The 12,353-nt window shown below is 41.5% G+C and carries 15 protein-coding genes; 3 read left to right on the forward strand and 12 right to left on the reverse strand.

Annotated features, from left to right (window positions below):
- The 5 genes from FB6_RS03045 to FB6_RS03065 all read right to left on the reverse strand — a co-directional run.
- On the reverse strand, positions 1-157 hold a 157-nt coding region (locus tag FB6_RS03045), incomplete at its 3' end, for a GTP-binding protein (RefSeq protein WP_254592175.1).
- A gap of 96 nt (positions 158-253) precedes the next feature.
- Positions 254-2,389 (reverse strand): elongation factor G, encoded by a 2,136-nt coding sequence (gene fusA, locus FB6_RS03050; RefSeq protein WP_174558585.1) that lies wholly within the window; start codon positions 2,387-2,389, stop codon positions 254-256.
- A 130-nt stretch (positions 2,390-2,519) separates the two neighbouring features.
- A complete protein-coding gene (gene rpsG / locus FB6_RS03055; RefSeq protein ID WP_174558586.1) occupies positions 2,520-2,990 on the reverse strand; it encodes a 30S ribosomal protein S7 in 471 nt (156 codons plus the stop codon).
- Between the two features lie 179 nt (positions 2,991-3,169).
- Positions 3,170-3,544, reverse strand: a complete 375-nt coding sequence (gene rpsL / locus FB6_RS03060; protein ID WP_004648013.1) for a 30S ribosomal protein S12 — start codon at positions 3,542-3,544, stop codon at positions 3,170-3,172.
- Between the two features lie 169 nt (positions 3,545-3,713).
- Positions 3,714-5,153 (reverse strand): EcsC family protein, encoded by a 1,440-nt coding sequence (locus FB6_RS03065; protein ID WP_174558587.1) that lies wholly within the window; start codon positions 5,151-5,153, stop codon positions 3,714-3,716.
- Positions 5,154-5,433: 280 nt separating this feature from the next.
- On the opposite strand from FB6_RS03065, the gene FB6_RS03070 reads away from it, so the two are divergent.
- Entirely contained in the window at positions 5,434-6,663 is a 1,230-nt protein-coding gene (locus FB6_RS03070) for a beta-ketoacyl synthase N-terminal-like domain-containing protein (RefSeq protein ID WP_174558588.1), read from the forward strand.
- Positions 6,664-6,731: 68 nt separating this feature from the next.
- On the forward strand, positions 6,732-7,184 hold the full coding sequence (gene hemJ, locus FB6_RS03075; RefSeq protein WP_174558589.1) for a protoporphyrinogen oxidase HemJ: 453 nt from the start codon (positions 6,732-6,734) through the stop codon (positions 7,182-7,184).
- 84 nt (positions 7,185-7,268) lie between these two features.
- Here hemJ and FB6_RS03080 read toward each other — a convergent pair whose 3' ends face one another.
- Positions 7,269-7,928 (reverse strand): HAD-IA family hydrolase, encoded by a 660-nt coding sequence (locus tag FB6_RS03080; RefSeq protein ID WP_174558590.1) that lies wholly within the window; start codon positions 7,926-7,928, stop codon positions 7,269-7,271.
- A 102-nt stretch (positions 7,929-8,030) separates the two neighbouring features.
- Between FB6_RS03080 and FB6_RS03085 the strand changes: the two genes are divergently transcribed.
- Complete coding sequence (locus FB6_RS03085) at positions 8,031-8,798, forward strand: hydroxymethylpyrimidine/phosphomethylpyrimidine kinase (protein WP_174558652.1); 768 nt, start codon at positions 8,031-8,033, stop codon at positions 8,796-8,798.
- Between the two features lie 172 nt (positions 8,799-8,970).
- Here the strand turns inward: FB6_RS03085 and FB6_RS03090 are convergent, their stop codons facing one another.
- From FB6_RS03090 to FB6_RS03115, 6 genes are all read right to left on the reverse strand, one after another.
- On the reverse strand, positions 8,971-9,306 hold the full coding sequence (locus tag FB6_RS03090) for a YegP family protein (protein ID WP_174558591.1): 336 nt from the start codon (positions 9,304-9,306) through the stop codon (positions 8,971-8,973).
- A 250-nt stretch (positions 9,307-9,556) separates the two neighbouring features.
- Positions 9,557-9,916 (reverse strand): 5-carboxymethyl-2-hydroxymuconate Delta-isomerase, encoded by a 360-nt coding sequence (locus FB6_RS03095; protein ID WP_174558592.1) that lies wholly within the window; start codon positions 9,914-9,916, stop codon positions 9,557-9,559.
- A gap of 187 nt (positions 9,917-10,103) precedes the next feature.
- Positions 10,104-10,445: a zinc ribbon domain-containing protein YjdM gene (locus tag FB6_RS03100; protein ID WP_174558593.1), complete on the reverse strand. Its 342-nt coding sequence runs from the start codon at positions 10,443-10,445 to the stop codon at positions 10,104-10,106.
- A 239-nt stretch (positions 10,446-10,684) separates the two neighbouring features.
- The gene (locus FB6_RS03105; RefSeq protein WP_174558594.1) at positions 10,685-11,032 is read right to left on the reverse strand and encodes a DUF488 domain-containing protein; all 348 of its coding nucleotides are present in this window, start codon (positions 11,030-11,032) and stop codon (positions 10,685-10,687) included.
- A 13-nt stretch (positions 11,033-11,045) separates the two neighbouring features.
- Positions 11,046-11,498, reverse strand: coding sequence for an SRPBCC family protein (locus FB6_RS03110; RefSeq protein ID WP_174558595.1), 453 nt, complete (start codon positions 11,496-11,498; stop codon positions 11,046-11,048).
- Between the two features lie 350 nt (positions 11,499-11,848).
- Positions 11,849-12,229 carry a ribonuclease E inhibitor RraB gene (locus FB6_RS03115; protein WP_174558596.1) on the reverse strand — a complete coding sequence of 127 codons (381 nt, stop codon included), beginning with the start codon at positions 12,227-12,229 and terminating at the stop codon, positions 11,849-11,851.
- Between the last annotated feature and the right edge of the window lie 124 nt (positions 12,230-12,353).

Consider the following 12,353-nt stretch of genomic DNA (forward strand, 5'->3'; position numbering starts at 1 on the left):
CAGAGTCAATTGCTGCGTAATCTTTCGCTTCACCGCCGTAAGTTTTTGCACAGATAGTTGCAATTGCAGCAGTTAAAGTAGTTTTACCATGGTCGACGTGACCAATTGTGCCCACGTTTACGTGTGGTTTATTACGTTCGTACTTAGCCTTAGCCATGAGATCTTCCTTTTTAAAATACTTATGGAGGGTTAGCTCCATAAGTGATTTTGGTTTTTAACTATGAATTAGTTTGGGCTTATAGTAATCGAAAGATTACTCGTCGTCACCTTTTTTACCGCCAGATTGGAACTTAGAAATGATGCCTTCAGCCACGTTACGTGGAGTTTCAGCATATTTAGAAAATTCCATAGAATAAGTCGCACGACCTTGAGACATAGAACGCATTTGAGTCGCGTAACCAAACATCTCAGCCAATGGAACTTCAGCACGGATTGCTTTAGTACCACCAGGTAAATCGTCCATACCTTGAACCATACCACGACGACGGTTTAAGTCACCCATGATATCGCCCATGTAGTCTTCTGGAGTTTCTACTTCAACTTTCATGATCGGTTCAAGCAAGATAGGATCAGCTTTCATGAAACCGTCACGGAAGGCATAAGAACCTGCCATTTTGAACGATAATTCGTCAGAATCGACATCGTGGTAAGAACCGTCGAACAATGTCGCTTTGATGCCAACAACTGGGTAACCAGCCAAGACACCATTCTTCATACGTTCTTGGATACCTTTGTCTACAGCACCAAAGAATTCTTTAGGTACGACACCACCAACAACTTCTTCAACGAATTCGTAATCTTTTTCTGATTCAGGATCCATTGGTTCTAAACGTACGTATACGTGACCAAATTTACCTTTACCACCAGTTTGACGAACGAATTTACCTTCTTGTTCAACTGACTTTTTGATCGTTTCACGGTAAGAAACCATTGGTTTACCAATGTTTGCTTCAACACCGAATTCACGCTTCATACGGTCAACAATGATGTCAAGGTGAAGCTCACCCATACCAGCAATGATGGTTTGACCAGATTCTTCATCTGTACGAACGCGGAATGATGGATCTTCTTTCGCTAAACGGCCAAGAGCGATAGACATTTTCTCTTGGTCAGCTTTAGTTTTTGGTTCAACAGCCAATGCAATTACTGGCTCTGGGAATTCCATACGTTCAAGTGTGATGACATTTTTTTCATCACAAAGTGTATCACCAGTTGTAACGTCTTTAAGACCTACACATGCAGCGATGTCACCAGCGCGGATTTCTTCAACGTCTTGACGATCGTTCGCGTGCATTTGCACGATACGGCCGATACGTTCACGTTTAGATTTAACTGGGTTGAAAACAGAGTCGCCTTGTTTAAGAACACCAGAGTAAACACGTACGAATGTCAAGTTACCTACGAATTTGTCGTTCATGATTTTGAACGCAAGTGCAGAGAACGGAGCTTCGTCAGACGCTTCACGAACTGCTTTAGTTTCGTCTTTGTCGTCAAGAATACCTTCGATCGCTTTAACTTCTGTAGGTGATGGCAAGAATTCAATCACAGCATCCAACATACGTTGAACACCTTTGTTTTTGAACGCTGTACCACAAAGCATTGGTTGAATTTCACAAGCTAGAGTTTGAGTACGTAAACCTGCAACGATGTCTTCTTTATCAAGATCACCATTTTCAAGGTATTTGTCCATTAACTCTTCAGAAGCTTCAGCAGCAGCTTCAACCATGTTTGTACGCCATTCTTCAGCAGTTGCTTGAAGATCAGCAGGGATATCGCCGTACTCGAACTTCATACCTTGTGAAGCTTCATCCCAAATGATCGCTTTCATTTCGATCAAGTCGATAACGCCTTGGAAGTTTTCTTCAGCGCCAACAGGGATTACTACAGGTACAGGGTGAGCACCTAAACGAGTTTTCATTTGTTCAACAACACGGAAGAAGTTGGCACCAGTACGGTCCATCTTGTTCACGAATGCTAAACGAGGAACTTGGTATTTGTTCGCTTGACGCCATACAGTTTCAGACTGAGGTTGTACACCACCTACAGCACAGTAAACCATGCACGCACCGTCAAGAACACGCATAGAACGTTCAACTTCGATTGTGAAGTCAACGTGTCCCGGGGTGTCAATTACGTTGATACGGTGTTCAGGGAACTGTTTAGACATACCTGACCAGAACGTAGTGGTAGCAGCAGAAGTAATGGTAATACCACGTTCTTGCTCTTGCTCCATCCAGTCCATTGTTGCTGCACCATCATGTACTTCACCAATTTTGTGAGATACACCTGTGTAGAACAAAATACGTTCTGTAGTGGTGGTTTTACCGGCATCAATGTGCGCAGAAATACCAATGTTACGATAACGAGAAATTGGGGTTTGACGAGCCATGATTTCTTGCATTCCTAAATTTGTTGTTTAAAACAGGACGCTTTAAGCTGCAAAGCAGCTTAAAGCGATTCGATGACAGTTTGGCGTAAACCAAGCTGTCACCCTCCTGAATAGGGGCTGTTTTAACCGCTTAGAAGCGATAGTGAGAGAAGGCTTTGTTGGCTTCAGCCATACGGTGCACATCTTCACGTTTTTTGATCGCTGCGCCTTTACCTTCAGCTGCATCAAGCAACTCACCAGCAAGACGTAAAGCCATAGTTTTTTCAGAACGCTTAGCAGCAGCATCTACTAACCAACGCATAGCTAGGGCAGTACGACGGGATGGGCGTACTTCCATAGGTACCTGATAAGTAGCACCACCAACGCGGCGTGCTTTTACTTCGACCATTGGACGAACTTTTTCAAGAGTAGTCTCGAAAAATTCAACTGGATCTACTTTAGATTTTTCTTGAACGCGATCTAAAGCACCGTAAACGATACTTTCAGCAATAGATTTTTTACCATCTTGCATTACGTGGTTCATGAATTTAGCGATTGTTTGGCTGCCGAACTTAGGATCCGGAAGGATTTCACGGGCAGCGACTACGCGACGTCTTGGCATTTTAATACACCTATAAATATGACACTTCAGGTTTATCCAGCATGAGTACAAAGTGTCATGTACATTTCGCTGGCCTTACTACACGTCGCTTGAATTTCACAAAATTAAATGCAGAAATCAGACAAGCGAGACGATAAAGGATTGCGGTTCTATATCCTTAAGAAACTAATCTTAAAAGATTATTTCTTAGGACGTTTAGTACCGTATTTAGAACGAGACTGGTTACGATCTTTAACACCAGCGCAGTCTAAAGAACCACGAACGGTATGGTAACGTACACCTGGTAAGTCTTTAACACGACCACCACGGATAAGAACAACACTGTGCTCTTGTAGGTTGTGGCCTTCACCACCGATGTAGCTTGATACTTCAAAACCAGAAGTTAAGCGAACACGGCAAACTTTACGCATTGCTGAGTTAGGTTTTTTAGGTGTAGTTGTGTAAACACGTGTACAAACACCACGACGTTGTGGACAAGCCTTCAACGCAGGAACTTTAGATTTTTCAATCAAAGTCGTACGACCCTTACGGATCAACTGATTTGTTGTTGCCATTTGGCAATTCTCCCGTTAATAAAAAGCCTCAAAAAATTACCACTTTTTGAGGGCATGCAATTGTAAGCGAAGATATAAAAATGGTCAATATTCGACGCCTAGCCAAATAGCATCCGCTTCCATATATTTAGGTCTGTTGAGCCTTTTTAAAAGGCTTCACACCCAACTTTTAGGTCGTCTTTTTTGTAACTTTTCGCTTCGCTGGCTTAGGTGCTTCATTTTGCTGAGCTTGTTCCGCCTGATTAGCAACCACCTGATCCGTTACAGGTTCATTCAAACTAACCTCTTCTTCTGCATATTCATCGGGCTGTTCCGCGGTGATGGCCGGTTTTTGTGGCTCCACCTGTGCATGCGGTGCGACCATATGTTCTGCCAAATATCCCAAACCTTGCTCAAGCCGAGCTTCTTTCTTATCGTCATCTGCTTGTACTGTATCGGTTTTCTTTTTCAGCATAACTTTAGAAATGGTCTGATGATCCTCGACATCAATATCCTGACCCAGTATAAGCTCAGCCGGATTCAGATCTGTTGTAGCAAGATGATCCAGTAATCTTGGGGCAGCCTGCGCCAACAGTTCTAAAGATTTTTCATAAGCTGCAATGGGTGATAGCTCCGAGCCATGATGCTGATGCAAATAACTACGAGCAGTAGAAAAAATTTGTTGAGCTTTTTGATTAACATCCTCTACCAGTCTCCAGCTATAAACAGCACCAATACCTGCCCCAGCGACAGGAGTTAGTTTACTGATCAATGAGATTTTAGGAAGATGATTCAGCCAGTCCCACTTCATTTCACCATTTTCGTTGACCAACCATTTTTTTAGCGCTGCAGTATCGTTGGCAGAACCTAATATTTGTTGAAATTGCGAAATATCGTGAGTTTGCAGCATATTAGATAATGCTTTCAGTGCCATCAATACACTTTGCTTTTCAGCAATCTGACCCAAATCAATTTGTTTGAATACAAACTGAACAATATCCTGTTCTGTATCTTTATTCAGTTCAAAACCATAGGCACGCCCCACCTGATAAATCATGCGCAAAGACATGACCAAAGATAAAGGTACATCTATAGCTGAACCGAGGACACCGGATGCTCCGGTGACTGCCCCCTGTACAGAAGCCATCCATTTATTTTGTTCCGCCAGAGCCTGACTCAAGCGCTTGGAACGGTCCACATCCTGTGTCAGTTCTTGTAGATCTTTCGCACCGGCTTGATCTAGCACGGCATCGACAGAACTCAAATTTGAGGTAAATTGATTTAAATGATCAAAAAAATAGTCCGATACCTTGTCAGAGAGTTGCGGTGAAACAAAGCTGGCAACACGGCTGACTTTACCATACTGTCGACCGAGCAATTGTTTCGATACATTGGGTAAATATTCACGCATCATTTGTTGAGGATTATCATATCTTTTGGATTCAAACATGCCTGGAGCTCGCGCACTCCCCTCGATCACATGACCATTATGAAAGGGTTGGGCAAGCTTGCTTACGCCATCAGGAGCCGTATGACTTAATACATTTATTCCAGTTGCGCTGATCTTTTTAGCCACTCCCAGCGCATTTGAGAAGAATCCACCTGTATGTTTATTATTACTATTCGCCATTCTTTACCCTCTTTTTCTATTCTCACAATTATTGATAAATACTAGGTGTAGTCTAAGTTTATCTCAATATGAATGTGTATCTTTTAGTTAATCTTTCCAAACATACATTACAAATACACACAGCCTAAATAGGCATAATATTTGCCATAAGAATTCAAAAACCTTTCTGCTATCATGAATGCAATTCAAAGACATGAGTAATACGCTGGATTGAGGTTTTACTTTTCTACCTGAATCAGTTGTCTTTACTCAACAATATCACCATAGAAGGGATCTGTAGATGAAGCGTGTTGTAATCACTGGTATGGGTATCAACTCATGCATTGGTAACTCTTTAGAAGATGTCACTCATTCTTTACAAAACGGGATTTCTGGAACACGTTTTAACCCGACTTATGCAGAATTAAACTTTAAGAGCCATGTCAGTGCAGCCGCCGAACAAGATTTTGACGGCATCGACCGCAAACTCAAACGCTTCATGGGCGTATGTGCAATGTATGCGTATAACTCAGCTTTAGCTGCAGTTGAAAATGCCGGTTTACAGGTTGATGATTTAGCCAACAACCCGCGTTATGGTATTACCGGTGGTTCAGGTGGTGGTTCTACTGCATCTGTCATTGAAATGAACGAATTATTGCAAACCAAGGGCGCACGTAAAGTCGGTCCTTTCTTTGTACCACGCAACATGACCAACACCATTACCGCAAACGTGGGCGTTGCCTTTAAATTACAGGGTGTAGCACATACCATTACCAGTGCATGTGCCACTTCTGCCGATGCGATTGGTTATGCCTACAACCTGATCCAGTTAGGTAAACAAGATTTAATGCTTGCTGGTGGTGGTGAAGAAGATCACTGGTCACAAAGTTTGCTGTTTGATGCCATGGGTGCGCTTTGTTCTAAATATAACGACACGCCTGAAACAGCTTCTCGTCCCTACTCTGCTGACCGTGACGGTTTCGTGATTGCTGGCGGTGGCGGTTTCGTGGTGCTTGAATCACTTGAACATGCGCAAGCACGTGGTGCAAACATTCTGGCTGAAGTTGTCGGCTATGCTGCAAACAGTGATGGTGCAGATATGGTTGCACCAAGTGGTGAAGGTGCAACACGCTGTGTACTGATGGCTTTAGAAGAAGCCAAACAGCATGGTGTAGATAAAATTGACTATGTAAATACCCATGGTACGTCGACACCTGCTGGTGACATCACTGAATTAAAAGCCATGGAACGTGCTTTTGGTGAAGGCAAAGTACCACCGCTCAGCTCCACCAAATCTATGACAGGTCACAGCTTGGGCGCAGCCGGTGTTCAGGAAGCGATTTATTCTGTCTTGATGATGCAAAATGACTTTATTGCACCAAACATCAACGTGACTGAACTGGATGAAGGCGCAAAACCATTTGATATCGTACTTGAAAAACGTGACGCAAAATTGAATACTGTGATGAGTAACAGTTTCGGTTTTGGCGGTGTAAATGCCTGTCTTGTTTTCAAAAAATGGCAAGGCTAATTTAACGTCTGTTCATTTGGCGCTGCGGCGCCAATTGAATACACCCACCGCCCTTTAAAGGGTAAATTATGGATGCTCCTTCAGATGCTTTCCTCTGGGTCAAAGCATTACATATCATCGCCGTTGTTTGCTGGTTCGCAGCGCTTTTCTATCTTCCACGCCTATTTGTCTATCATGCCATGAGCGATGATGTCGTCAGCCATCAACGTTTTGAGGTCATGGAACGCAAATTGTACCGTGGCATCATGTGGCCTGCCATGATTGGAACGCTGATTACGGCACACTTCCTGGTCGATTGGGGCGATGCAACACGGCATTACCATGAAGCTTTATGGTTCTACCTGAAAGTCGGTCTGGTGGGCTTATTAATCATTTACCATTTCGTTTGTGGCTATTACCGCAAAAAACTGATTGGCAATGCGCATTATAAATCACACAAGTTCTGGCGCTTCTTTAATGAAATGCCAACCCTGATCTTATTTGCCGTGGTGATTTTAGTGGTGGTTAAACCGCAGTTCTAATCCCAAAAAATCAAAAAACCTCCATCAGGAGGTTTTTTTGATTTTAAAATGCACTTTTATAACAATACTCAATTTGAATTTATCTTAAACAGCAGATTGGTTAAGAAGCTGCAGTAAATCCGAAAACTGTTTAATACGTGCTTGAGGTGCAGCTTCCGTCAACTCTTGATCAGAACCATAGCCATATTCCACAGCAATCGTTTCAATGCCATTACGACGGGCACCGAAAATATCGTGCTCACGATCCCCCACCATCACACATTCGGCCGGGTTTAAATTTTCCTTTTCCAAAATATAAGCAATTAATTCTCCTTTATTGGTCCGCTCACCATTCAGCTCACTGCCATAGGCATAATTAAAATATTTTAATAAATCAAAGTGTTCTAAAATCTGTTTAGCATAGACTTCAGGTTTTGCAGTCGCCAAGAACAGATGGAAACCTTGTTGCTTCAAAGTATTTAAAGTTTCAGCCACATCTTCAAAAACATGGTTTTCATATAAACCAGTAACAGCAAAGCGCTCCCTATAGCCCATCAAGGCCTGTTCAGCTAGTACATCATCTACCGCGACATTTAAAATTTTAGCCAAAGAAGCCTGCAAAGGTGGGCCAATAATCCAGTCGATATTGATATCGTCTGCAATCGGACATCCTACTTTGGCCAAACCATAACGTGCTGAAGTGGTAATCCCCACTTTGGGATCAGTTAATGTACCATCCAAATCAATCAAAATATTCTTAATCACCAACCAACCCTTCAACTTAAATTTTTTACTTCACAAATACTATCGAGACTTGGCTCAAACTTGCCTATACTAACGCAAATTTTACGACTTAAGGACATCATTGTGCGCCCGACTGTACTTTGCTTTTCTGGTTTAGATCCCTCTGGTGGAGCTGGCTTACAGGCAGATATTGAAGCGATTGGTCAAAGTGGTGCACATGCAGCAATTGCCTGTACAGCACTCACCATTCAAAACTCACAGCGAGTCTTTGGTTTTGAAGCTACATCCAAAGAACTCCTACTGGCTCAAGCCCATGCCGTGGTCGGTGATTTACCGATTAAATGTATTAAATCCGGCATGTTAGGAACCACGGACAATATTGCCGCCTTGGCCGAGTTTTTACGTGAACATCCTGAATATTTGTATGTGCTCGATCCGGTACTGGTGGCCAATAGCGGTGGCTCTCTAGGTGATCAGGCAACTCTGGTCAAAGCCTTTGTCGAACTAATTCCACTGGCCACGGTGCTGACTCCAAACACAGTCGAACTTCGTGCACTCACCGGTGTTGAAGATATCGACCAGGCTACTGCCAAACTTTTTAGCATGGGTGCCAAAGCAGTTTTAGTCAAAGGTGGACATGAAGATACACCGGACTATATCCGTAACGCTTTATACGTAGAAGGTGAACTGGTGTCTGAAACCCGATGTCCACGTCTTGAAGGTGAATATCATGGATCGGGATGCTCATTGGCCAGTTTCATTGCAGGTCGTTTAGCCCTTGGCGATGATTTAAAACAAGCGGTCAATCATGCAGAAACATGGTTATTTGGCGTACTGAAAAAAGCCGAAAGCCCAGTACCGAATGGCCAGAAAATTCCGAAACGCTTTTAAATCTATTTCAATGATGAAAGCCTAATGATCGACCCATGATTTGGGCCAGAACCCGGATTGCTTAAGTCTGCTTTATTGTCAGGCTAAAACTTATTTCTGTGCCCTCTGCATAAAATAAAGCATGTATTGATACATGCTTTAAAATGAACTTGAATAGGAACATGGATTTGATTTATTCAATCAAATCTTTAATGGTGCTACTTGAACCATTATTTTTGACCGACTCAATTCCTTTCTCACGCGATTGCTCGCTAGAATAAAACTGGCTGGTGCCAATAATTTGATGATTCGCTGCTTTTAAATTGAAATAAGGTTTACCATTTTTCGCTTCCAAGCGCTCATAACGGCTATCTTCAACACTATTTTTTTGTACAGATTCAATACCATTTAGTGCAGATGCTTTCGCCTTATACAATTCACTGGTTAAAATAATTTCCCCATTCCCCGCTTTCAAGACAAAGCGATATTGACCGTCATTTGCCTGACTTAATTCATACCATCCTGCCATATCAAAAACCTCTTGTTATTTTAAAGTGTATATACGAATAGAATCATTTCGCTTAAAAAATATTCTATTTTTATGAAATATAAATGACTTTTAACTTTTTAATAATAGTATTTTGTAATCAAAAAATGACTTTATCTTACAATGTGACCAAACAGCTTATGCTTTGTGGCGCTGAAAAACTGGAACTGATCAAAGCGAATAGACAAGAGAATAAATCGCAGAACCTATTCTCTTGATATTGTTTAGGCGGTTATACAAGCTTTTTAGCATAAGTTGCTTTTTGCATTTCTAAAATTTCTACACAAATCTGTACACTCAGCTGATTTTGCTCAGCTAAATGCTGTTGCAGCGTACTTAATAATACTTGAGCAATTTCATGCTGTAATTCCAGACTACGCCCAGTCAATAACGACACCTTGGCATGTACATAGGCCTGTGAAGGATCACCCAGGCCAATGACATAATCTTGCTGGCAAATGGCACGACTTTTCAACTCATTGGCTGAAGCCACATAAGCACCATCCACCATTGCCTGATTTAAAGCCAGTAAGATAGGTTTGACATCTGGCAGTTTAATATTGTCTGAATATTCAAGATGGATATGGGGCATAACAAAAATTCTTTAACTTGATTGCTGTTGTTATAGCATGCTGCAGGCGGAATCATAAAGGCAATGCCTGGATGTTTGTTCAAGTCGAGAACAGTTCTAGACATCAAGTTGAATCCCCCATCTTCATAAGAAGTTATAAAAAAAGCCCCAGCACATTGCTGGAGCTTTTTAAGGTTATGAGCGTGAATTAAGCTTTTTTGACAAATTCAGATTTCAGCTTCATTGCACCAATACCCTCAATTTTACAGTCAATGTCATGACCATCACTCGAGTCTACTAATAAACGAATATTTTTTACCTTGGTTCCAACTTTCACTACAGAAGATGAACCTTTAATTTTCAGATCTTTAATGACTGTGACCGTGTCACCATCATTCAAGACATTACCGTTTGAATCTTTAATTATTGTGGTTTCGGCTGCCACACTCTCACCTTCTTTCCATTCATGCGAGCATTCCGGGCAAATCAGCAAATCACCATCTTCATAGGTATATTCTGAATGACATTTGGGGCAATTTGGCAAAGACATAAAAAACCTCAAAAACTCTAATATAGCATTTTATAAGTCAATTTCCTGCTAAAACCTTATTTATTTTATGGAATAAAAGATGAATACAAATCGAAAGACTTTCAATCTCAGTGATATTTAAATCCGCACTACCAAAGTGGATTTATTCCATTTGCATGCCTTTGCGCGCGCAAGGTTTCTTACTTTGGGAGATTAAAATAAACCTATAAAGGAGATTTAATACAATTGGCCGAAACGGTTCAGCCTTGCTCCAATACCTGTTTCAACACAATCACATGATTATAGTGTTCACTTTTTGCAGCCGTGATTAAAGTCAGCTGTTGCTGTTCAGCCATCTCTCTGAGATGTTGCAACGTTTCACCATGTTCAGAAAGTTCTGCCTTATAGCGCCGCTGAAATTCATCCCAATATTCTGGATCATGGCCATACCATTTGCGCAATTCTGTCGACGGGGTAATATCCTTGGGCCACAGATCAATATTCGCCTGCTGTTTGCTGATACCTCTGGGCCACAAGCGATCGACCAGAATTCGTTTGCCATCTGAAGCGAGAGCTTCGGCATAGATACGTTTGATTTGAATATACATACACTATTACTTGCTATTGATCCGGGATTTCAGCATTCACCAATAAAGTCAGTAATTGCAGGGACTCCTGCCATCCCAAATAACAGGCTTCTACAGGAATCACATCTGGTATACCGGACTGGGTAATATGCACTTCGGTCCCCACGGAAACAGCCTTGAACTGAATAATCACTTCGATGTTGCCCGGTAAATTAGGATCATCAAACTGGTCGGAATAGCGCAACAACTGGTTGGGAATGAGTTCATGATAAGTACCACCGAAACTGTGGCTAGAACCTGTAGAAAAGTTGGTAAATGACATTTTATAGCTGCCACCCACTTTTGCATCCAGATGATGTACTTTCGCGGTAAAACCATGCGGGGCTAACCATTTCACCAATGCATCCGGATCGATAAAAGCCCTATACACTCGTTCTGGTGGTGCGCTAAATACACGATGCAACTTTACTGTATTGCTTTCATTCATTTTTGCTTCTCATTATTATCGTTTTATTGCTATTAGTTTATCGCGGCTGATTCATGACTCTGTATGGCTTTGGTATGGCGCCTAGAATTATTTTCCTGAAGAATTAAGTTTGAACTTTATACTCATGAAATAATATTGATAATCAGGGTGATATCAATATCCCAAACAAATATTCCTTAAAGGTACAGCAACCCCTTTTAATATAAAAGAAGTCCGTCCTTGTAACAGCAGAAAAAAGCCCTAAGACTTAAAATATATTAGGGCAGATTTATGATCAAAGAAAATCCAAATGCCTGACTTAAGGCTGGAACACTTTAGAAAACTTTTTCTATATTTTGAAGGTGAAAGAATTAGCTTTTGATTTCATCTTCCCACTCTTCTTCATCATAAACATAAGCCATACAGCCCCAACCGTCGTATTCACCGTCATATTGTTCAGCAATTTTGGTAAACCATTCTTCCAGATCGACAATGTCTGAATACTCTGGTTCCATATACACATATATCGTGATAATCCACTCTACAGTATCGGCTTCTTCATCTTCAAACAGGCTGATTTTCTGTTCTTCACTCAACAAATACAGTGCACATCTTTCCGCCTGATCCTGTGTTTGAAAAGCAATGGAAAATTCAATTTCATGGGCTTCAGTCAGGTCATCACCATCTTCAGCCATTTGCCAAAGCACGTTACCATTTTCATCATCAGGGAATTGTTCAAAATCGCGTGTCATGGAGCTTGTCCTTATTATTACCATCTAAAAGTGATCTAAAGCTATATCATGCTCCACAGATTAGCTCAAGTTTGTTTCAGTTGTGCGATTCAAGAACCCAGTGTTTTATTAACAATAATCTTAT

This window comes from Acinetobacter bouvetii, from assembly GCF_902753875.1.
Taxonomy (GTDB): domain Bacteria; phylum Pseudomonadota; class Gammaproteobacteria; order Pseudomonadales; family Moraxellaceae; genus Acinetobacter; species Acinetobacter bouvetii_A.

Bases quoted from the DNA above. Each gene is read 5' to 3' on its own strand.
- hemJ (WP_174558589.1), top strand. From the start codon at position 6,732: ATGGATGCTCCTTCAGATGCTTTCCTCTGGGTCAAAGCATTACATATC.
- FB6_RS03115 (WP_174558596.1), bottom strand. From the start codon at position 12,229: ATGACACGCGATTTTGAACAATTCCCTGATGATGAAAATGGTAACGTG.
- FB6_RS03110 (WP_174558595.1), bottom strand. From the start codon at position 11,498: ATGAATGAAAGCAATACAGTAAAGTTGCATCGTGTATTTAGCGCACCA.
- FB6_RS03095 (WP_174558592.1), bottom strand. From the start codon at position 9,916: ATGCCCCATATCCATCTTGAATATTCAGACAATATTAAACTGCCAGAT.
- FB6_RS03070 (WP_174558588.1), top strand. From the start codon at position 5,434: ATGAAGCGTGTTGTAATCACTGGTATGGGTATCAACTCATGCATTGGT.
- rpsG (WP_174558586.1), bottom strand. From the start codon at position 2,990: ATGCCAAGACGTCGCGTAGTCGCTGCCCGTGAAATCCTTCCGGATCCT.
- FB6_RS03065 (WP_174558587.1), bottom strand. From the start codon at position 5,153: ATGGCGAATAGTAATAATAAACATACAGGTGGATTCTTCTCAAATGCG.
- FB6_RS03105 (WP_174558594.1), bottom strand. From the start codon at position 11,032: ATGTATATTCAAATCAAACGTATCTATGCCGAAGCTCTCGCTTCAGAT.
- fusA (WP_174558585.1), bottom strand. From the start codon at position 2,389: ATGGCTCGTCAAACCCCAATTTCTCGTTATCGTAACATTGGTATTTCT.
- FB6_RS03090 (WP_174558591.1), bottom strand. From the start codon at position 9,306: ATGGCAGGATGGTATGAATTAAGTCAGGCAAATGACGGTCAATATCGC.
- FB6_RS03100 (WP_174558593.1), bottom strand. From the start codon at position 10,445: ATGTCTTTGCCAAATTGCCCCAAATGTCATTCAGAATATACCTATGAA.
- rpsL (WP_004648013.1), bottom strand. From the start codon at position 3,544: ATGGCAACAACAAATCAGTTGATCCGTAAGGGTCGTACGACTTTGATT.